Raw genomic sequence first — 21,265 nt, forward strand, 5'->3', positions numbered from 1 at the left:
GGCGTCTCATTGATCGAGCGTCCGCGTAGCCCCGCATTGGACGCGGATGATCTTCTCTCGCCCTCGGAGCCATGCATGTCCCCTCGTCTCATCCTGTTCCGTTCCGTCGCTTCACTCGCCATGGTTGCGGCTGTATCCGCGCTCGCCATCGCCCAGCAGGCCCCCGTGCCGACGCGCGTGCGCGGCGCCATCGAAAGCGTCGACGCCAATACGATGACGGTGAAAGCCCGCAGCGGCGAGATCTTCAAGCTGCGCATGGCCGGTGATCTGCGCGTCTCGGGTGTCGTCAAGGCGCAGCTTTCCGACATCAAGCTGGGCTCGTTCATCGGCGCCACCACGGTGCCCGGCCCGGATGGCGCGCCGAAGGCGGTCGAGATCCACATATTTCCCGAGGACATGCGCGGAACGGGTGAAGGCTCGCGGTCGTGGGACCTGAAGCCGAATTCGAGCATGACCAACGCCACCGTGTCCGAAAGCTCGGTCTCGACCGACGGTCACTCGCTGCTCGTCAAGTACAAGGGGGGCGAAAAGCGCGTCGACATTACGCCGGACACGCCGATCGTCACCTTCGTGCCCGGCGACAAGTCCGAGCTGAAAGCCGGCGCCAAGGTGATCGCCACCGTCAAGCAATTGCCTGACGGTTCGCTCGAGACCAGCCGCGTCAGCATCGGCCGCGATGGGCTGACGCCGCCGATGTGACCTGCCTTTCTCTGTGTGCTCAACTGCGTCTCCGTTGCCGGTGTCGTCCCTGCGAACGCAGGGACCATACCCCCAGGGAGGAGTTTAGGGCGCAGTGGCAATTGGGCTTTTGCCCAACACGACGGCCACGGAGTATGGGTCCCGGATCAGCGCCGCGCCGCGCTGACGCGCGTCACGGCTTGTCCGGGACGACAGCTTTTGCATGGTGGAAGTCGGGGGCGCGTAAGCTGATTAGTCCGAGCACCTTGCTCGCCGATTCTCGAGCTAATCCGCCAGCACCTTCCGGTCGATCTCGGCCACCGTGTTGACGCCGCACAGGCCCATCGTCGTCAAGAGCTCGTTGCGGATGATGTCGATGGCCTTGGCGACGCCGGCCTGGCCGCCGGCGCCGAGGCCGTAGGCATAGGCGCGGCCGAGCATGCAGGATTTGGCACCGAGCGCGAGCGCACGCATCACGTCCTGGCCGGAGCGGATGCCGCCATCGAACATGATCTCGATCTTGTCGCCGACCGCCTCGGCGATGCCGGGCAGGACGTGGATCGAGGACGGCGCGCCGTCGAGCTGGCGGCCGCCGTGGTTGGAGACGACCATCGCCTGCGCGCCGGTCTCGACCGCGAGCTTGGCGTCCTCGATGTCGTGGATGCCCTTGATGATCAGCTTGCCCGGCCAGATCGAGCGGATCCAGTCGACGTCCTTCCAGTTCAGCGAGGTGTCGAACTGCGCGGCGGTCCAGGCCGAGAGCTTGGTGAGATCCTCGGTGTTCTTCACGTGGCCGGCGATGTTGCCGAAGGTGCGGCGCTTGCCCTGCAGCACGCCCTGCACCCAGGCCGGCTTGGTGGCGAAGTCGAACAGCTTCGACAGCGTCCATTCCGGCGGCACGCTCATGCCGTTCTTGATGTCCTGGTGGCGCTGGCCGATCACCTGCAGGTCGACGGTCAAGCATAGTGCGCTGCACTTCGCAGCGATCGCGCGCTCGACCAGGGCCTTGATGAAGCCGCGGTCCTTCATGACGTAGAGCTGGAACCAGAACGGCTTCTCGACGCTGCCCGCGATGTCCTCGATCGAGCAGATCGACATCGTGCTCTGCGTGAACGGGATGCCGGCGGCCTGCGCCGCGCGGCAGGCGTGAATCTCGCCGTCGCCGTGCTGCATGCCCAGGAGGCCGACCGGCGCCAGGATCAGCGGCATCGACGAGGGCTCGCCGAGGATCGTTGTCGACAGATCGCGCTTGGAGACGTCGACCAGGATGCGCTGGCGGAACTTGATCTTCTGCAGATCCTCGCGATTGGCGCGCAGCGTCTCCTCGGCATAGGAGCCACGATCGGCGTAGTCGAAGAAGGCTTTGGGCACGCGGCGCTTGTGCAGCAGGCGCAGGTCTTCAATGCAGGTGACGTGTTTCATCGCGGTCTTCGGCTCCCCACCGGCGTCTCGTTTCTTAGGGCTGGGGCAGTCCTCTAGCATCTTTGCGGCGCCTGCCAAATCCAACTTGGGAACCGCCACGGCGGCCGGGCAAGACACGCAAACTGCGAGCGTGCCGCAACAACACGACGTCAGGGCTGCCGGAGCGAGCACCTTCCTGCTGCGGCGGGGCTCCGACGGGTGAGCCCTCCAGAGCCGTCAGGTCGAATGAAAAATTAGTCTTAACAACGGCTTACAGAGGTCATGGCGGTTTCGTGGTAATGATTCATCACATTTTTTGAAGCCATCTTAGCCTTAAGGCGACTATAACCCGCGGGCTGACCGGCAGGGCGGGTCCTGTGATTCGCGCCCGCCGGTAACGAAATCCAGAAGCCGTTGCTGGGGGTCATATGAGCCGTAACTATTTCGGGACCGATGGGATTCGTGGCCGCGCCAACGGCCTGATCACGCCGGAACTCGCGCTCAAGGTCGGGCAGGCCGCAGGTCTTCTGTTCCAGCGCGGCGAGCATCGCCACCGGGTGGTGATCGGCAAGGATACACGCCTTTCCGGGTACATGATCGAATACGCCATGGTGGCCGGCTTCACCTCGGTCGGCATGGACGTGCTGCTGGTCGGCCCGATGCCGACGCCCGCGGTCGCCATGCTCACCAAGTCGATGCGCGCCGATCTCGGCGTCATGATCTCGGCCTCACACAATCTGTTCGAGGACAACGGCATCAAGCTGTTCGGGCCGCAGGGTTTCAAGCTGTCCGACGATGTCGAGAGGCAGATCGAGCAACTGCTCGATGAATCGCTCGACAAGAAGCTGGCGCAGAGCGCGAGCCTCGGCCGCGCCCGCCGCATCGACGGCGTGCACGATCGCTACATCGAATTCGCCAAGCGCACCCTGCCGCGCGATCTCTCGCTCGACGGTCTTCGCGTCGTGGTCGATTGCGCCAACGGCGCGGCCTACAAGGTCGTGCCCGAGGCGCTGTGGGAGCTCGGCGCCGATGTGATCTCGATCGGCGTGGAGCCGGACGGCTTCAACATCAACAAGGAATGCGGCTCGACCTCGCCGGAGGCACTGTGCCGGAAGGTACGGGAAATGCGCGCCGACATCGGCATCGCGCTCGACGGCGACGCGGATCGCGTGATCCTGGTCGACGAGCGCGGCCACATCGTCGATGGCGATCAGCTGCTCGCGGTCATCGCGCAGAGCTGGAAGGAAGACGGCCGCTTGGCGCGCGCCGGTATCGTCGCGACGGTGATGTCCAATCTCGGCCTCGAGCGCTTCCTGCAGGGGCTGGGGCTCGAGCTGGTGCGTACGCCGGTCGGCGACCGCTATGTGCTCGAGCGCATGCTGGCCGACGGCTACAATCTCGGCGGTGAGCAGTCGGGCCATATCATTCTCTCGGATTACGCGACGACGGGCGACGGCTTCGTCGCGGCGCTGCAGGTGCTGGCGACGGTGCAGAGGCTGCGCCGTCCGGTCTCCGAGGTCTGCCATCGCTTCGACCCGCTGCCGCAGATTCTCAAGAACGTCCGCTATCGCAGCGGCAAGCCGCTCGACGCGGACGAGGTGAAGTCGGCGATCGACACCGGACAGAAGCGCCTCAACGGCCATGGCCGACTGCTCGTACGCTCCTCCGGAACCGAGCCGGTGATCCGCGTGATGGGCGAGGGTGACGACCGCGATCTGGTCGAAGAGGTCGTCGACGAGATCGTCGCTGCCGTCGGCAACGCTGCGGCTGCTGCTTGATCGCGGACGGGAATATATCAATCTCTGCGGCCTGCCATCGACGTCGGATGGCAGGCCTTTTTGTTGGTCCCTTCTCTGCTCGCAAGCTGATGGGAGCGGATGTGCCTGAGCGAGCAGGGCGCGTCGGACTGCCGGACGCGATCGCCTGCGCGCCAGCGCCTTGGCTGCGACCGATTGAGATGGGACTCAACTAATTAGTTGTTCTTCATCCTGCGGTCAAAATTGTCGCTAACGAATTGTTAGGAGGGGTTGCTTGGCCGTTAACGACTCCGCGCGCTCATGAAAAATCAACCTTAATTATTAGGGTTAAGCGCTGCTTAAGCATTTGGCGTGATAGTGTGGCATCAGCGTGATGTGGAAGCAATTCTCCGATTGCTTCACCGGCCAAAGGGACGAAAAAATGCGTAGCGTTAAGTTTCTGATCGCCGCCGGAGCGGCCACTCTGTTTTCCACTTCGATCTTCGCTGCCGACATGCCCATCATGCCCCCTCCGGTCTACGCGCCGCCGCCGGCGGCCGATTTCGGTGGCTGGTATCTGCGCGGCGACATCGGTTTCAGCAATCAGAAGGTCAAGGACGTCCATTACTCGCGCGAATCCGCCTATACGCCGATGACGTCGTTCAACCAGACCTCGGCGTTCGATACCGCGGGCATCTACGGCGTCGGCGTCGGCTATCGCTTCAACAGCTGGTTCCGCGCCGACGTCACCGGCCAGTATCGCGGCAATGCGAACTTCAAGGCCACCGACCGCTTCAATGCAACGGCGGGCGGCGTGCCCTACAGCGGCATCGACAATTACAGCGGCAGCAAGTCCGAATGGCTGGTGCTCGCCAACGCCTATGTCGATCTCGGCACCTGGTGGTGCGTGACGCCGTTCATCGGCGCGGGTGTCGGTGGTGCGCGGGTGACGATTTCGAATTTCACCGACACGGGCATCAACAACCTGCCGTTCACGACCACGAGCTTCGCGACGGCGCCGACCTCCTCGAAATGGAATTTCGCATGGGCGGCCCATGCCGGTCTGGCTTACAACGTCAATCCGAACCTGGTGCTGGAGCTGGCCTACAGCTACGTCGATCTCGGTCACGGGCAGACCGGTGTTCTGTCCGACTACGTCGGCAACACCACCGGCAACGTCTTCAAGTTCAAGGACATCACCTCGCACGACCTGAAGCTCGGCGTGCGCTGGAATTTCGACAATCCTCCGCCGCCGCCGATGCCGGCGCTGATCCGCAAGGGCTGAATCGAGCGCTCGCCCTCACTGCAAATCGAACGAACGGCGCGGGCCTCCCGCGCCGTTTCGCGTTTCTGATCGGGCGAAGCGCGCGCTCTCGCTGAAAGAATTTCCGTGCAGAGCGCTGCGACAACGAATGATTAAGGTTAACGCGCGATGATCGGAACAGAGAGTCAAGTGCTGATTGGAGCGTTGCGATGCGTAGCCTGGTGGTGGCGGTTTCGGTGTGCGGCATGGTCTCCGCGGCCCAGGCCGCGGACTTGTCCGACCTTCCGATCCTGCGCGGCGGCCTGACCGAGGGCCTGAACAATTCGCGGGTCATCTGGGACGGTTACTATGTGGGCGTCCAGGGCGGCTACGGCTCGTCCGATGAGAATTTCAACGGCTCGACCAAGAACATGACGGCGGCGGTGTTGGCCAACACGCTGATCGAGAGCCAGATGCAGGTATCGTCCTGGAACCCGAATCTCGGCAAGCAATCCTCGCGCGCATCGGGCTTCGGCGCCTTCGTCGGCTACAACAGTCAGTGGGACGACGTCGTGCTCGGCGTCGAGGCGAGCTATCTGCACGGCAAATACGGCGGCATGGCCTCTTCGAGCCGCACGCTCGTCAGCACGGCTGCACTGACCGACGGCAACTTCCACGCCGTGACGTCGACGCAGTCCTCGCAGATCTCGATCACCGACATGGCGACGATCCGCGGTCGTGCCGGCTATGCGATGGGTTGCTTCCTGCCCTACGCATTTTTCGGCCTTGCACTCGGCAACGCAGATATCGGCCAGTCCGTGACGGTTCAGGACCGGGTCAGCACGACATTTCTCGGCACCTACACGCCGCTTGCGCCGCTCAGCGCCAACAACCTTCAGCACAATCACCTGATCTACGGCTACAGCGCCGGTCTCGGCGTCGACGTCAATCTGGTCGGCGGCCTGTTTGCGCGGGCCGAATACGAATACGTCCGCTTCACCTCGACGGTCGACACCAGCATCAATACGGTGCGCGCGGGCCTCGGCTACAAGTTCTGAGCTGATTGCAAGCCTGTCCTGTATGCCGATGTCCGTCAGCATCCGTCCTGCGCAGCGCGACGACGTCGCTGCCATTGTCGCCATGCTCGCCGACGATCATCTCGGCCGGGCGCGCGAGCGCCTCGAGCAGCCGTTGCCGCAGTCCTACTACGACGCGTTCGAGACGATCGCGCGGGATGGGAACATCACCCTGATCGTTGCCGAGGAGGCGGGCCGGGTGGTCGGCTGCCTGCAACTCTGCATCCTGCCCGGGCTCAGCTCGCAAGGCGCGTCGCGCGCGCTGGTCGAGGATGTTCGGGTCGCCACCGACCGCCGCAGCCGCGGCATCGGCGAGCAGCTGCTGCAATGGGCGATCGCCGAGGCGCGCAAGCAGCGCTGCAATCTGGTCGAGCTGATGACGCATCAAAGCCGCACCGACGCGCAACGCTTCTACGGGCGGCTCGGCTTCGCCAAGAGCCATTTCGGCATGGTGATGCGGTTCTGATCAGCGCGGCAGGCGGTAGGCCGCGACGGCGTTCGGGCCGAACGCCTTGTCGCGGATGTCCGAGCCGAGCTGTGTCAGGCAGCGCTCGAGCGCCTGCTTGATTTCACGGTAGCTGCCGGCGAGCAGGCAGACCGGCCAGTCCGAGCCGAAGATCAGCCTGTCGGCGCCGAAGCAGCGCGCCACATGTGTCACGTACGGCTGCAGCCGCTCCGCGTCCCAGTCGGTCCAGACGGCTTCCGTGGCGAGCCCCGACACCTTGCACCAGACATTGCTGCAAGCCGCGAGCTCGGCGATGCGATCGGCCCAGTCCTGATCGAAGCCGGTTGCGATCGGCGGCTTGGCGGCGTGGTCCAGCACGAAGCGCGCTCTTGGAAAGGCGCGCACCGTCGCAATCGCCGCTGGCAGCTCTCGCGTGCGCACCAGCAGATCGTACGTCAGGTCGTGCGCGAACACGCTGTCGAGGCCGCGCCTGACGTCGCCGCGAAAGATCCACGCCGGATCGGCCTCGTCATGGACCTGGTGGCGGATGCCGACCAGCCTGTCGCCGCCGGGCAGGCCGCGCAGCCGGTCGATCGTCGACCCTACCGACGGATCGCTCAGGTCGACCCAGCCGACGACCCCGCCGACGAATGGCGTCGCATGGGCGATGCGCAGGAATTCCTCGGTCTCGTCGAGCGACGAGCGGGTCTGCACCAGGATGCTGGCGTCGAGAGCGTTCTCGGCCAGCAGCGGGGCGAGGTCGGCGGGACCGAACGGACGGCGGATCGGCGCCAGCGCGTCGCCGGCCATCCACGGATAGTCGGCGCGACCGGGATCCCAGAAGTGCTGATGCGCATCGATGACACGGCTCATGGCGCGTCTCCCGGCAGCGGCGCCCGGGCATCGACGAGATTGCTGGCACGCAGGTCGCGCCAGAAGGCGGGCGGGATCGGAGCTTGCGCCATCGCGATGTTATCGGCCGCCTCCTGCGCATTGCGGGCGCCCTGCAGGCCGACGGTCACGGCGGGATGGGCCAGGCAGAACTGGATCGCGGCAGCCTTGAGCTCGGTGCCGTGCTGTCTGCACAGCGCATCGAGCTGGCGCGCCCGCGCCACCAGCGCGGCATCGGCATCTTCGTAGTTGAACTTCGCCGGCCCGTGAGGGTTGGCGAGAATGCCGCTGTTGTAGATGCCGCCGAGAATGATGGCGATGTTGTTCTCGCGGCAGATCGGAAAGAGCGTCGTCAGCGCGCCCTGGTCGAGCAGCGTGTAACGGCCCGCCAGGAGAAAGCAGTCGACCGGAACGGCCTGCGCAAAGCGCGTCAGCATCTCCGACTGGTTCATGCCGGCGCCGATCGCCCGGATGCTGCCGTCGTCGCGCAGCCGCTGCAGCGCGCGAAAGGCGCCGGCCACGGCCTCGTCATAGTGATCGTCGGGATCGTGCACGAGCAGGATGTCGATGCGATCGAGGCCGAGCCGGACCAGGCTCTCCTCGACCGAACGCATCACGCCGTCATAGGAGTAATCGAACCGCGGCCGCAGCGGCGGCGTGCCCTTGTAGTGCGGATCGTCGCCCGAGGCGGTCGGGTCCGGCCGCAGCAGCCGGCCGACCTTGGTCGAGATCACATAGCTGTCGCGCGGCTGCCGGCGCAGAAATGCACCGAGCCTCTGCTCGGCGAGGCCGAAGCCGTAGAGCGGCGCGGTGTCGTAGAAGCGCACGCCGCGCGCCCACGCCGCGGCGATCGTGGCTTCGGCATCGCCGTCGCTGACCGGTTCGAAAAGACCGCCGAGCGGCGCCGTCCCGAGACCGAGTCGGGTGATGTCGAGCGGGCTCCTCCCGAGACGGACGCGTTCCATTCTTCTATCCTTGTTGTTCGGCGCGTGCAGATCGCGTCATTGTGCATGGATGCGTTCGACGAAACAATGACGTCGCATGGTGCAGTACAACGAGGAGGAGGGGACGATGTCGGCGATCAATCCACTGACGGCCTTCGGTGTCGTGCTGGCGACGGCAGCCACCGACGCGGTCTACGTCATGTTCACGTCGGCGGTCGTTGCCAAGCGACGGCTGTCAGCGGCGACCTGGAGCTCGATCTGGTACATGCTGTCGTCATTCGCGGTGATCAGCTACACGGAGAACTGGATCTACGTCGCATTCGCGGCGGTCGGCTCCTGGATCGGCGCCTACGGCTCGATGACCTTCCTGCATCGTCCGCCGGCCGGTCAGGCACCGGTCGGCGCCGCGCCGGAATGAATTGCATTCGCTTGCATGCCAGCACGACCGCGTGAACGCAGACAGGCGGCGCGCGAAGTTCCTTGACGCGGAACGACCCTTCCCGTATTCACGCCAGCGGGACACCTCCCCCCAACGGGAGGCTTACTATCTGGAAGGATAGACGATGACTGCAGCGAAACCATCGCAGCGGCCTGCCGTGCCGCACTTCTCCTCCGGCCCCTGCGCCAAGCGCCCCGGATGGACCTCCGAAAACCTCAAAGACGCTCCCCTCGGCCGCTCGCATCGCGCGAAGATTGGCAAGGCGAAGCTCAAGCAGGCCATCGAGCTGACGCGCGACGTCCTCGAAGTGCCCGCCGACTACAAGATCGGCATCGTGCCCGCGTCCGACACCGGCGCGGTCGAGATGGCGCTGTGGTCGCTGCTCGGTGCGCGGCCTGTCACCACGATCGCCTGGGAATCCTTCGGTGAGGGCTGGGTCAGCGACATCGTCAAGGAGCTCAAGCTCAAGGATGTCACCAAGCTGCACGCCGGCTATGGCGAGATCCCGGATCTGTCCAAGGTCGATCCGGCCAGTGACGTCGTCTTCACCTGGAACGGCACCACGTCAGGCGTGCGCGTGCCGAATGCCGACTGGATCAGCGCGAGCCGGGAAGGCCTGACGATCTGCGACGCCACCTCGGCCGCATTCGCGCAAGCCCTCGATTGGCCGAAGCTCGACGTCGTCACGTTCTCCTGGCAGAAGGCGCTCGGCGGCGAGGCCGCGCATGGCATGCTCATCCTCTCGCCGCGCGCGGTGGCGCGTCTCGAGACCTACAAGCCAGCCTGGCCGCTGCCGAAGATCTTCCGCCTCACCAAGGGCGGCAAGCTCAACGCCGGCATTTTCGAGGGCGAGACCATCAACACGCCCTCGATGCTGTGCGTCGAGGACTATCTGGACGCGCTGAACTGGGGCAAGTCGATCGGCGGCCTCAGGGCGCTGATCGCCCGCGCCGACGCCAACACCAAGGTCCTCGCCGACTGGAAGGCGCGGACGCCGTGGATCGACTTTCTCGCCCAGGATCCCGCCATCCGCTCCAACACCTCGGTGTGCCTCAAGGTCGTCGATCCCGCGATCACATCGCTTTCGGCCGATGCCCAGGCGGAGTTCGCCAAGAAGCTGGTGTCGCTGGTCGAGAAGGAGAACGCCGGCTTCGACTTCGCGCACTATCGTGATGCACCGGCGGGGCTGCGCATCTGGTGCGGCGCGACGGTGGAAGCCAACGACGTCGCGCTGCTGACGCAGTGGATCGACTGGGCGTTCGCCGAAGCCAAGGCCGCGCTGCCGAAGGCGGCGTGACGCACGCTCTTCGTGCCGTCATTGCGAGCGCAGCGAAGCAATCCAGGGCCACGAAGAAAGTCTGGATTGCTTCGTCGCTCCGCTCCTCGCAATGACGAAATTCAAGACGCGTAGGGTGGGCAAAGGCGCGAAGCGCCGTGCCCACCATCAACGTCAACCGACGCGAAAGACCGGTGGGCACGCTGCGCTTGGCCCACCCTACGATTCGATTGCTTCCACCCATTCCGGCGCCGATGCGCTGTCCCTCTCTCGCGAGAGGCGTGAAGGAACATCGTCATGTCCAAACCCAAAGTTCTCATTTCCGACGCACTTTCCCCGGCTGCCGTGCAGATCTTCAAGGATCGCGGCATCGAGGTCGACTTCCAGCCCAATCTCGGCAAGGACAAGGACAAGCTCGCCGACATCATCGGCGACTATGACGGCCTTGCGATCCGCTCCGCGACCAAGGCCACGGCCAAGATCATCGAGCGTGCCAAGCGGCTCAAGGTGATCGGCCGCGCCGGCATCGGGGTCGACAATGTCGAAATCCCCGCGGCGACCGCCAAGGGCATCATCGTGATGAATACGCCGTTCGGCAATTCGATCACGACCGCCGAGCACGCGATCACGATGATGCTGTCGCTGGCGCGCGAGATTCCGCAGGCGGACGCCTCGACCCAGGCCGGCAAGTGGGAGAAGAACCGCTTCATGGGCGTCGAGATCACCGGCAAGACGCTGGGCGTGATCGGCTGCGGCAATATCGGCTCGATCGTCTGCGACCGCGCGCAGGGCCTGCGCATGAAGGTGATCGGCTTCGATCCGTTCCTCACCGAGGAGCGCGCCCTCGATCTCGGCGTCGAGAAGGTCGAGCTCGAGGAGCTGCTGAAGCGCGCCGACTTCATCACGTTGCATACGCCGCTCACCGACAAGACCCGCAACATCATCGATGCCGCGGCGATCGCCAAGATGAAGCAGGGCGTGCGCATCATCAATTGCGCGCGCGGCGGCCTGGTCGACGAGCAGGCGCTGCTCGAGGCCCTCAACAGCAAGCATGTCGCGGGCGCGGCCCTCGACGTGTTCGCCGAGGAGCCGGCGACCAGCAATCCGCTGTTCGGCCATGCCAACGTGATCTGCACGCCGCATCTCGGCGCCTCGACCACGGAAGCGCAGGAGAACGTCGCGCTGCAGATCGCCGAGCAGATGTCGGACTACCTGCTCACCGGCGCGATCTCGAACGCGATCAACTTCCCGTCGATCACCGCGGAAGAAGCGCCCAAGCTGACGCCGTTCATCGCGCTCGCCGAGAAACTCGGCTCGTTCGCGGGCCAGCTCACCGAAAGCAGCATCACCAAGATCCAGATCACCTATGAAGGCCACGTCGCCGAGATGAAGACCCGGGCGCTGACCTCGGCGGTGCTGGCCGGGCTGCTGCGGCCGATGCTGGGCGAGGTCAACGTCGTGTCGGCGCCGGTGATCGCCAAGGAGCGCGGCATGATCGTCGACGAGGTGCTGCGCGCCGGCGAGAGCGACTATGAGAGCCTGATCACGGTCGCGGTCACCACCGAGCATCAGGAGCGCGCGGTGTCGGGCACGGTCTACGCCGACGGCAAGCCGCGCCTCGTCGACATCAAGGGGATCCGTGTCGACGCCGAGTTCGGCAAGTCGATGATCTACGTCACCAACGAGGATAAGCCGGGCTTCATCGGCAAGTTCGCAAGCCTCCTAGGCGACGCGAAGATCAACATCGCGACCTTCCATCTCGGCCGTGTCGCGCCGGGAAGCGACGCGATCGCGCTGGTCGAGGTCGACGGTGCGGTGCCGGCGGATCTGCTCGCCAAGATCCAGGCATTGCCGCAGGTCAAGCAGGCCAAGGCGCTGGCGTTCTGATTGCCTGGCCGTATCGGCCGAGCAAAGAAGGCAACGCGGCGTTCCGGCCGCGCTGCCTTTTTGCATTCTCGACTGCATTCGAATGATCGCCTTTCCCCGGGGGCTTCAATTGAACCGGGCTATCTCTCGTCGCGTCTAAAGCCGGGCAAGGGACCGGCTGGTCCGGTCCTGCGGGTGCTGGAAGTGCGGAGGGAGCGATGACGATGCGAACAATATGTCTGGCGACCACGGGGCTCGTTCTAGGCGCGGCCCTGACGGCAGCCCCCGGCCATGCCGCAAACCTGGATGCGAGCTCGACCGTCGATGCCGTCACCGTCTATCCGGACGGCGCGACCGTAACCCGCATCATCTCGCTCGATCTTCCCGCCGGTGACACGACGGCGATCGCCAGGGACTTTCCGCTCGGGCTCGATGTCGCCTCGCTGCGGGTGGAGGGCGAGGCCGGGGCCAAGCTCATGATCGGCTCCGTCGATGCCAAGCCGCCGCGTGCGGTGCCGCCGGGCAACCTGCCCGAGATCGACCGGCGCATCGAGGCCTTGAAGGACGAGCGCGCCAACATCGACGGCGCGATTGCCGCGGCGCTCGCCCGCAAGAAATTCGTCGAGCGGTTTGCGGACGGATCGACCGCGGCGTTGCGGGACAAGGGCGAAGCACGCCCGATTGCGGAATGGCGCACCGCGTTCGCGGCCGTCGGCGAAGAGGTCGGCCAGGCCGATGCGACCATTCGCGAAGCCGAGCGCAAGCAGCGCGACCTGGATCGCGAGATCGCCCGCCTGCAAGCCGATCGCGCGGCTAAGCCGCCGAGCCGGCTGGAAGTCCAGGTCGAGCTGTCGGCTGCGGTCGCAACCAGGGCGACCTTGCGCGTGACCTACGTCGTCCGCAACGCCCGCTGGGTGCCGGTGTACGACGCCCGTCTCGATACCTCGGCAAAGGATCGCAAGTCCGCATTGGAGCTGGTGCGTCGTGCGGAGATTCAGCAGAGCACGGGTGAGGACTGGTCGGACGTCGCCCTCGCGGTCTCGACGGTCCGCACCGATCGCGGCAGCAGCGCGCCGGAACTCAGGACGATGATCGCGCAATATCCGCCGACGGTGCAACTCGGGACATTGTCCGACAGGGCCATGAGGCGCGTGGCCGAACTGCCGGCACCGGCACCGGAGGCTGCAAAGCGCGCCGAGGAGCGTGAGACGACGGTCGAGATCAGCGCCTTCCAGACCGTCTTCCGCGTGCCCGGACGCGTCAGCGTCGCCGCCAATGAGGGCGCGAAGAGCCTGCGCATCTCGACGGCGACGATCACGCCGGAGCTCGTCATTCGTACGGCCCCGGTCGTCGATCCCACCGCCTATATCGAGGCGAGCTTCGTGCTGGGCGATGACGCTCCGCTGCTGCCGGGCAAGGTCTCGATCTATCGCGACGGCATGTTCGTCGGCACTAGCAGATTGGCGTCGGCCGGCAAGGACGAGGTCGTTCATGTCGGCTTCGGGGCCGACGACAAGGTCAAAGTCGAGCGCAGTGTCGTCAAACGGAACGAAGGTTCGGCCGGTCTGATCGTGACGACGGCGAAGATCGACGAGCGCGCCTTCAAAACCACGGTCCGCAACGCGCATGATTTCCCGATCAAGGTCGCGATCCAGGATCAACTGCCGGTCAGCGAGAACGAGGAGATCACGGTTGAGATGCTTCCTGCGACCACGCCGCCGGCCTCGACCAACGTCCGCGACCGGCGTGGTGTCGTCGAATGGGTGATCGACGCCAGACCCGGCGAGGCCAAGGATATCGCCTTCGCCTGGCGTGTGCGCTGGCCTAAGGACAAGTCGATCGTGTTGCAGCCGTCGGGCTGATTGCCCGGCGTGGGATCGGCGCCGTTTGATCCATGACAAGCCGCCCGGTCCCGGCCCTGTTATGCGCGAGTGGGACCCCGTTCGATCACGTCCTGTCCGGCCGTGATCGATCTCGACCGAGAGCGCCGACATGGAATCCGACCCGAACACCCGCAAGCAGGCCGTCGCCGTCGGCTACATCTTCCTCGCCGGCGTCGGCATGCTGCTGCTGCAATGGCTTCTGACGACCTACAACACGGTCGAGACGATTCCCTATAGCCAGTTCGAGCAGCTGATCGAGCAGGGCAAGATCTCCGAGGTGTCGGTCAGCCAGGACACCATCCAGGGCAAGTTCAAGGACAAGCAGTCCGACGGCAAGACGTCGTTCATCACCGCGCGCGTCGATCCGCCGCTGGCCGCGAAGCTTGCCGCGAAGGGCGTGACGGTGACCGGCGTGCCCTCGGGCGGGCTGATTCAGGCGCTGCTGTCCTGGGTCGTGCCGGCGCTGATGTTCTATCTCATCTGGGTGTTCCTCGGCCGCAAGGTCATGGATCGGCAGGGCTTCGGCGGTCTGATGTCGATCGGCAAGTCGCGCGCCAAGGTCTATGTCGAGACCGACACCAAGGTCACCTTCGCCGACGTCGCCGGTGTCGACGAGGCGAAGTTCGAGCTGCAGGAGGTCGTGCAGTTCCTGAAGGATCCGAAGAGCTATGGCCGGCTCGGCGCGCACGTGCCCAAGGGCATCCTGCTGGTTGGCCCGCCCGGCACCGGCAAGACCCTGCTCGCCCGCGCGGTAGCGGGCGAAGCGGGTGTGGCGTTCTTCTCGATCTCCGGATCCGAGTTCGTGGAGATGTTCGTCGGCGTCGGCGCTGCCCGCGTGCGCGATTTGTTCGAGCAGGCCCGCAAGGCCGCGCCTTGCATCATCTTCATCGATGAGCTCGACGCGCTTGGCCGCAGCCGAAGCGTCGGCGGCCAGTTTGGCGGCTACGACGAGAAGGAGCAGACGCTCAATCAATTGCTGGCGGAGCTCGACGGCTTCGACCCAAGCTCCGGCGTCATCCTGCTCGCCGCGACAAACCGGCCGGAGATCCTCGATCCCGCGCTCATGCGCGCCGGCCGCTTCGATCGTCAGGTGCTGGTCGACCGTCCTGACAGGGGCGGGCGGCTCGCAATCCTCAAGGTGCATGTCCGCAAGATCACGGTCGCCGACAGCGTCGATCTCGACAAGGTCGCGGCACTGACGACCGGCTTCACCGGCGCCGACCTCGCCAACCTGATCAACGAGGCCGCGATCGCGGCGACCCGCCGCAAGGGCCACGAGGTGACGTTCGACGATTTCACGATGGCGATCGAGCGCATCGTCGCCGGCATCGAGAAGAAGAGCCGCGTGCTCAGTCCCGCCGAGCGCCGCCGTGTCGCCTATCACGAGATGGGTCACGCGCTGGTCGCGGCCAATCTCGTCGGCGTTGATCCGGTGCAGAAGGTCTCGATCATTCCGCGCGGCGTCGGCGCGCTCGGCTACACGATGCAGCGCCCGACCGAGGATCGCTTCCTGCTCGCGGTCAGCGAGTTGAAGAACCGCATCGCCGTGCTGATGGGCGGGCGGGCTTCCGAGCAGCTGATCTTCGATGGCGATGTCTCGACCGGCGCCGCCGACGATCTGCAGCGCGCGACCGAGATCGCGATCGAGATGGTCACCAAATACGGGATGGATGCGACCGTCGGGCAGCGCACCTACGCGCCGCGTCCACAGGTGTCGTTCCTGCAGCCACAGGATCAGATCGTGTCGGCGGCGGAGGAGACCGGGCGCGAGATCGACCTCGCCGTACGGGATCTGATTGCAGACGGCGATGCCCGTGCCAGGGCGATTCTCGAAAGCCATCGCCCGGACCTCGAGCGCGGCGTCGCGCTCCTGATTGCCAAGGAGACGCTGACCGCCGATGAGTTCGCGCCGTTGCGGCCGGCCTCCGCTGCGGTCCCGGTCCGGGATGCCGTTGCCCCGAGCTGATCCGGGATTCTACGGAGGGCGTTCGCAACCGAACTCTAACCATCGCCTGATCAGTTAACCAGCGGCTCACCTTGACAGATCGAGGTCGTCGATCGGGGACCGGGCGGAGTTCGTTGCGTGCTGCTGAACAACCTGAAGATTGCCCCCAAGCTCGCCATCGTCGTCGGCGTGGCGATGCTGGGCCTTGCCGCGGCCGGTACGTTTGCCGGCACTCTGATGCAAAAGGAGATGGTCAATGCCCGCATCGAACAGTGCCGGGCGATCGTCGAGACCGCGCGTAACATGGCCCTCGGCCTCATCAAGGATGTCGAAGCCGGCAAATTGACGAAGGAGGCTGCGCTCGACGAGTTCGTCAATCGCGGGAGAACGATGACCTTCGACAAGGGCACGGGCTATCTGTTCGCCTATACGATGGACGGCAATGTGGTGCTTTCCCAGGATCCGAAGCAGCGCGGCTCGAACGTGATCGATTTCGAGCTCAACGGCCGCAAGCTCGTCGTCGAGCTGCGCGACGGCGTTGCCAAGGATGGCGAAGTCACCTTGCACTACGAATACCTGCGCCCCGGCCAGGAGCAGCCGACCCGCAAGATCTCCTATGCCGTGATGATTCCCGGTTGGAATACGTTCGTGGGCACCGGCGTCTATGTCGACGATCTCGACGCGAAGATGAAGCCGCTGAAATGGCTGATCTGGATGGCCTGCGCAGGCATCGCGGTCGTCGCCGGCGGGATCGCCTGGCTGATCAGCCGCAGCATCAGCGTGCCGCTCGATCGTCTCGGCGTCCGCATGCGCGAGATCGCCGATGGCCGGCTCGAGGGCGAGATTCCCGGTGTCGGCCGCGGCGACGAGATCGGCGGGATGGCCTCCACTGTCCAGATCTTCAAGGACAACGCGCTGCGGATGCGCGAGCTCGAGCAGGCCGAGGCCGCCACCCAGCAGCGTGCGGCCGCCGAGCGGACCGCGGCCATGCAGAATTTGGCCGCCGACTTCGAGCGCAGCGTCAACGGCATCGTCCGCTCGGTGGCGTCGGCGGCCGAGGGCATGCAGCACACCGCGCAATCGATGACCTCGACCGCGAGCGATGCCAGCTCGCGCGCCTCGACGGTCAGCGCCGCCACCCAGAGCGCCAATGACAATGTCGGCACGGTCGCGGCCGCGGCCGAAGAGCTGTCGAGCTCGGTCAATGAGATTTCGCGCCAGGTCGCCCGTTCCAGCGAGATTGCGAGCAAAGCCGTGGGCGACGCGGAGCGCACCAATGCCACCGTTCAGGTGCTGTCGACCGGCGCCGAGAAGATCGGCGAGGTCGTCAAGCTGATCCACTCGATCGCGGCGCAGACCAACCTGCTGGCGCTGAACGCCACCATCGAAGCCGCGCGCGCCGGCGAGTCCGGGAAGGGCTTTGCCGTCGTCGCCTCGGAGGTGAAGGCACTCGCCAACCAGACGGCGAAGGCGACCGAGGAGATTTCGGCGCAGGTCGCGGCGATGCAGACCTCGACCCAGGATGCGGTCACCGCCATCAGCGGCATCACCCAGACCATCGCGCAGATGAGCGAGATCACCAATTCGATCTCGACCTCGATCGCCCAGCAGGGCGACGCGACGCGCGAGATCGCGCGCAACATCCAGTCGGTCGCCGCCGGCTCGAACGAGATCAGCGCGCACATCGGCGGCGTGACCAAAGCGGCGGAAGCGACAGGCATGGCTGCCGCCGAAGTGCTGTCGAGCGCACGTGAGCTCGACAGCCAGTCGAGCCTGCTGCAGCAGGCCGTCGATGGCTTCATGGCGAAGGTGCGCACGGCCTAGTCGCAGCGGTGATGGACCGGGCCTGGCCTTGAAAGCACGGCGTGAGCTTGCAGGCGCTCACGCGACCTTGGTGCGGCCGGTGCGGGAGGCGATGATCACGCCGGCGATGACCAGCGCGTAGCCGATCAGATGAAACGGCTTCAGCTCCTCGCCGAGCAGCAGGATCGCCAGCACAGAGCCGAACAGCGGCACCAGATGTAGAAACGGCGCGGCGCGGTTCGGCCCGATCAGGCCGATGCCGCGATTGAAGAACAGATAGGCGAGCGTCGAGGCGAACACCACGACGTAGCCGAGGGTCAGGAGCGATAGCAGATCGAGCTGCAGCACGAAGCCGGACGCGTATTCCCACGCGGCCAGCGGCAGCAGCAGCAGGGCGCCCAAGGCCGTGCAGCACGAGATCAGCGACAGCTGGTGCACGGCCGGCCGCCGCGTCATGACCGCCGAGTAGATCCCGAACACCAGCAGCGCCCCGGCGAACATCAAGTCACCGCGGTTGAACTGAATGGCGGCCAATGCGCCGAGGTCTCCGCGCAGCAAAATGACCAGCACGCCGGTCAAGGATATCGCGATGCCGGCGAACTGCGCCGCCGTCAGCCTGACCCCGAACAGCACGAGCGACCATAGCGCTACGAACAGGGGGGCCGAGGATTGGATCAGCAGCCCGTTGAGCGCCTGGGTGTACTGCATCGCCCAGTAGGACAGCGCATTGTTGATGGCGAAGCCGGTCAGCGCCAGCACCAGCAGCAGCGGCCAGCTGGCCAGCAAGGTACGCCAGTCGCGTACGAGATGCGTCCGCGCGAACGGCCACAGCATCAGGAAAGTTCCGATCCAGCGGATGCAGGACAGGGTCAGCGGCGGCACCTGCCCGGCGACATAGCGCGCCAGCACGATGTTGCCGGCCCAGAACAGCGAGGCCAGCGTCAGAAGCAGATAGGGCTGGTTGTTGAGCCAGGCCAGCGGCGAGGTCGGATGCGATGCGGTGGGCAAGGAATCGGCTTCTCTTGTTGACCGGAGCTTGTGCCCGAAATGGCGGGCGGGACAAGAGCGCCGGGCGGAAGGCCGCCATGTCGAAATACCAATGGGCCTCCTTTACAAAACGAATATTCGTTTTGTATGCTCATCGCAGACGGGAACGCCATCGAGCCGACAGCCGCACCCTGCGACCGCTCGGCAGGAGCTGCGCATGCCGAAACTTAAGCCCGAGACGATGGCCGCGCGCCGGGACGAGATCCTGCAGGCCGCCGAGGCCTGCTTCGCCCGGCAGGGATTCCATCAGACCACGATCGCCGATGTCATTGCGCAATCTGGTTTGAGCGCGGGCTGCATCTACGGCCATTTCGCCAGCAAGGAAGAGCTCATTCAGGCGATCGGCGAGCATCGCCATGCCCGTGATGCCGCCCTGTTGGCCACGGCGCGTGAGATTTCTGATCCGTTGGAAGCGTTGCGCGCCATTGCGCGCGCCTCGTTGGCAGACATGCAAAAGGAAGAGGGCCTGCGCCACCGGCGCATCGCGCTGCAGCTCTGGGCCGAGGCGCTGCGGGACGATGATATCCGCGCGCAGGTGACGGACGGTGTGCGCAAGCCGGCCGTCTTGATCACCGAGCTGCTGCAGCGGGGCCAGCGGCTCGGCGTCATCGACCGCTCCGTTCATCCACGCAGCATGGCCCGCACGATCGTCGCGATGTTCCAGGGGTTCGTGCTGCAGCGATTGTGGGGCGAGCCGTTCTCGTCATCCGAAGCGATGGCCGCATTCGAGACGCTGCTGACGGGACTCGCGGCGCGGCGATGACCTGAAGCGACTGCCTCTCCAACCGTACCGGGCGGGTCTCAATGATGAGCGTTCCTGATCTCATTGGCGGTCTCGGCACCGGGCTGGTCGGCGGCTTCACTTCGGGGCTGCTCGGCGTCACTCCCGGCGGTGGGCTCGTCGTGTTCGCGGTCATGCTGCTCGGCGCCGAGCAGCACACCGCGCAAGGGCTCTCGCTGGTCGCGCAGATCCCGCCGACCAGCGCGGCCGGCATCAGGCGCTATTGGGATAGCGGCAATCGGGTGACGGCTGCGGTGTTGCTCTGGCTCGGCCTGGGATTCCTGGTCGGCGGCATCGTCGGCGCACTGATCGCGAACTGGACGACGGCGGCGGTCCTGCAATGGGCCTATGTGATCTACCTATTCTTGCTCGATGCTCTGCTGCTGCGCAGGCGACGGGCGAAGGAGTCCGCCGAAGCAACCGGCGCCGCGCCGGATCCACATCGAGCAGCGCTCCTTGCAGTTGGCTGCGCGGCCGGCGTGTCCTCAGGCTTTCTTGGGATCGGCGGCGGGCTCGCCACGGTGGTTGGCTTGAGCGCGGTGCTGGGCATGGCACAGCACCGCGCCCAGATGATCAGCCTGGCGCTGACGCTGGTGCCCACGACGCTTCCATCCGCCTGGATCTACTGGCGGCACGGCGCCATGCCGGCCTGGCCCACGCTCGTCGCGGTGATCGTCGGCCTCGCGGTCGGCACCGATGTCGGCGCGCGTCTCGCGAACCGCGTTCCGCCGGAACGGTTGCGCGTCCTGCTGGTGGGCTTTGTGTCGCTGATGGCCGTCTGCATGACGCTCAAGGCGCTCGGATGAACCGTTCGCCTCATGTCGCCTGCTTGCGCGAGGCCGCGTAGACGCCGCTCAGCACCAGGGCGAAGCCGATCACGTGGAAGATCTGCGGCCGCTCGCCGAGGAAGACGAACGCCATGATCGAGCCGAACACCGGCACCACGTGGAAGAACGGCGCTGCGCGGTTGGCACCGATCAGAAGAACGCCGCGGTTGAAGCACAGATAGGCGATGGTCGAGGGAAAGATCGCGACGTAGAGCAGTGACAGCAGGTTCTGGGTGTCGAGCGCCATCACCGGGCGCGTGTTGAGCTCCCAGATCAACAGCGGAATCAGGCTCGCGGCTCCGCAGCCGAAGGTGAAGGCGACCATCGACAGGCCATGGATCTGCGGTCGCTTGATCGTCAGCACCGAGTAGAAGCCGAACACCGCCATCGCGACCAGGAAGATCAGGTCGCCCTTGTTGAAGCTGATGTCGGCGAGCGCCGCCGGATGGCCGCGCGTGAGGATCAGCAGCACGCCGATCATCGACAGCACGATGCCGATCGCCTGCGCCAAAGTGAGGTGCACGCGCAGCAGCAGCATCGACCAGAGCGCCACGATCAGCGGACCGCCGGATTGCAGCAGCAGCGTGTTGAGCGCCTGGGTGTATTCGAGCGACCAGTACTGCAGCGTGTTGAAGGCGCCGATGCCGGTCACCGACAGCGCGATCATGACGCCGAGCTTGGAGCGGATCGCCGGCCAGTCCTGGCGAAGCTGCTTCCAGGCCAGCGGCAGAATGATCAGGAACGCCAGCGACCAACGCAGGAACGACAGGGTGACAGGCGGAATGTGCCCGGCAGCCAGCCGGCCGACGATCGCGTTGCCGGCCCAGCACAGCGCGGTGATGCTGAGCAGCACATAGGGTTGGTTGGCGATCCAGGCGCGCGCGGGCGCGGCGGACGCGGTGGGATCGGCGGCAGACATGCGGCGGTGTTGGCCCCGGTTCGTGCGCCGCGGCATCCGGCCCGGTCATCCCGGCCGCTGGTCCT

At 65.6% G+C, this 21,265-nt stretch carries 18 protein-coding genes; 13 read left to right on the forward strand and 5 right to left on the reverse strand.

Annotated elements, in window-relative coordinates:
* The first annotated feature begins 120 nt into the window (after nt 1-120).
* Complete coding sequence (locus QW887_RS05580; RefSeq protein ID WP_315714382.1) at nt 121-699, forward strand: hypothetical protein; 579 nt, start codon at nt 121-123, stop codon at nt 697-699.
* Nucleotides 700-963: 264 nt separating this feature from the next.
* Here the strand turns inward: QW887_RS05580 and QW887_RS05585 are convergent, their stop codons facing one another.
* Entirely contained in the window at nt 964-2,100 is a 1,137-nt protein-coding gene (locus QW887_RS05585; RefSeq protein ID WP_315714121.1) for an alpha-hydroxy acid oxidase, read from the reverse strand.
* A 407-nt stretch (nt 2,101-2,507) separates the two neighbouring features.
* Here QW887_RS05585 and glmM point away from each other — a divergent pair, with 407 nt between their 5' ends.
* From glmM to QW887_RS05605, 4 genes are all read left to right on the forward strand, one after another.
* The gene (gene glmM, locus QW887_RS05590; RefSeq protein WP_315714122.1) at nt 2,508-3,857 is read left to right on the forward strand and encodes a phosphoglucosamine mutase; all 1,350 of its coding nucleotides are present in this window, start codon (nt 2,508-2,510) and stop codon (nt 3,855-3,857) included.
* A 400-nt stretch (nt 3,858-4,257) separates the two neighbouring features.
* On the forward strand, nt 4,258-5,100 hold the full coding sequence (locus tag QW887_RS05595; RefSeq protein ID WP_315714123.1) for an outer membrane protein: 843 nt from the start codon (nt 4,258-4,260) through the stop codon (nt 5,098-5,100).
* Nucleotides 5,101-5,288: 188 nt separating this feature from the next.
* Complete coding sequence (locus tag QW887_RS05600; protein ID WP_315714124.1) at nt 5,289-6,116, forward strand: outer membrane protein; 828 nt, start codon at nt 5,289-5,291, stop codon at nt 6,114-6,116.
* Between the two features lie 28 nt (nt 6,117-6,144).
* On the forward strand, nt 6,145-6,600 hold the full coding sequence (locus QW887_RS05605; protein ID WP_315714125.1) for a GNAT family N-acetyltransferase: 456 nt from the start codon (nt 6,145-6,147) through the stop codon (nt 6,598-6,600).
* Here the strand turns inward: QW887_RS05605 and QW887_RS05610 are convergent, their stop codons facing one another.
* Together QW887_RS05610 and QW887_RS05615 are read right to left on the reverse strand one after the other, a co-directional pair.
* A complete protein-coding gene (locus tag QW887_RS05610; protein ID WP_315714126.1) occupies nt 6,601-7,452 on the reverse strand; it encodes an amidohydrolase family protein in 852 nt (283 codons plus the stop codon).
* On the reverse strand, nt 7,449-8,435 hold the full coding sequence (locus QW887_RS05615; RefSeq protein WP_315714127.1) for an aldo/keto reductase: 987 nt from the start codon (nt 8,433-8,435) through the stop codon (nt 7,449-7,451). Before QW887_RS05615 ends, QW887_RS05610 begins: the two co-directional genes overlap by 4 nt.
* 106 nt (nt 8,436-8,541) lie before the next feature.
* On the opposite strand from QW887_RS05615, the gene QW887_RS05620 reads away from it, so the two are divergent.
* The 6 genes from QW887_RS05620 to QW887_RS05645 all read left to right on the forward strand — a co-directional run bounded on the left by QW887_RS05620 (nt 8,542) and on the right by QW887_RS05645 (nt 17,647).
* On the forward strand, nt 8,542-8,832 hold the full coding sequence (locus tag QW887_RS05620) for a hypothetical protein (RefSeq protein ID WP_315714383.1): 291 nt from the start codon (nt 8,542-8,544) through the stop codon (nt 8,830-8,832).
* Nucleotides 8,833-8,977: 145 nt separating this feature from the next.
* Complete coding sequence (locus QW887_RS05625; protein WP_315714128.1) at nt 8,978-10,150, forward strand: phosphoserine transaminase; 1,173 nt, start codon at nt 8,978-8,980, stop codon at nt 10,148-10,150.
* A 276-nt stretch (nt 10,151-10,426) separates the two neighbouring features.
* Nucleotides 10,427-12,016, forward strand: coding sequence for a phosphoglycerate dehydrogenase (gene serA, locus QW887_RS05630; protein WP_316166520.1), 1,590 nt, complete (start codon nt 10,427-10,429; stop codon nt 12,014-12,016).
* A gap of 197 nt (nt 12,017-12,213) precedes the next feature.
* A complete protein-coding gene (locus QW887_RS05635) occupies nt 12,214-13,857 on the forward strand; it encodes a mucoidy inhibitor MuiA family protein (protein WP_316166522.1) in 1,644 nt (547 codons plus the stop codon).
* A 130-nt stretch (nt 13,858-13,987) separates the two neighbouring features.
* A complete protein-coding gene (gene ftsH / locus QW887_RS05640) occupies nt 13,988-15,844 on the forward strand; it encodes an ATP-dependent zinc metalloprotease FtsH (protein ID WP_315714130.1) in 1,857 nt (618 codons plus the stop codon).
* A 117-nt stretch (nt 15,845-15,961) separates the two neighbouring features.
* The gene (locus QW887_RS05645; protein WP_315750075.1) at nt 15,962-17,647 is read left to right on the forward strand and encodes a methyl-accepting chemotaxis protein; all 1,686 of its coding nucleotides are present in this window, start codon (nt 15,962-15,964) and stop codon (nt 17,645-17,647) included.
* 57 nt (nt 17,648-17,704) lie between these two features.
* On the opposite strand, the gene QW887_RS05650 is transcribed toward QW887_RS05645, so the two are convergent.
* Complete coding sequence (locus QW887_RS05650) at nt 17,705-18,634, reverse strand: DMT family transporter (RefSeq protein WP_316194254.1); 930 nt, start codon at nt 18,632-18,634, stop codon at nt 17,705-17,707.
* Nucleotides 18,635-18,725: 91 nt separating this feature from the next.
* Here QW887_RS05650 and QW887_RS05655 point away from each other — a divergent pair, with 91 nt between their 5' ends.
* Nucleotides 18,726-19,436, forward strand: coding sequence for a TetR/AcrR family transcriptional regulator (locus QW887_RS05655; RefSeq protein WP_316194255.1), 711 nt, complete (start codon nt 18,726-18,728; stop codon nt 19,434-19,436).
* 44 nt (nt 19,437-19,480) lie between these two features.
* Entirely contained in the window at nt 19,481-20,260 is a 780-nt protein-coding gene (locus tag QW887_RS05660) for a sulfite exporter TauE/SafE family protein (protein ID WP_316194497.1), read from the forward strand.
* A gap of 10 nt (nt 20,261-20,270) precedes the next feature.
* Here the strand turns inward: QW887_RS05660 and QW887_RS05665 are convergent, their stop codons facing one another.
* On the reverse strand, nt 20,271-21,200 hold the full coding sequence (locus tag QW887_RS05665) for a DMT family transporter (protein ID WP_315750078.1): 930 nt from the start codon (nt 21,198-21,200) through the stop codon (nt 20,271-20,273).
* Between the last annotated feature and the right edge of the window lie 65 nt (nt 21,201-21,265).

It is taken from the genome of Bradyrhizobium sp. SZCCHNRI3052 (assembly GCF_032484895.1).
In the GTDB taxonomy this organism is placed as follows: Bacteria; Pseudomonadota; Alphaproteobacteria; order Rhizobiales; family Xanthobacteraceae; genus Bradyrhizobium.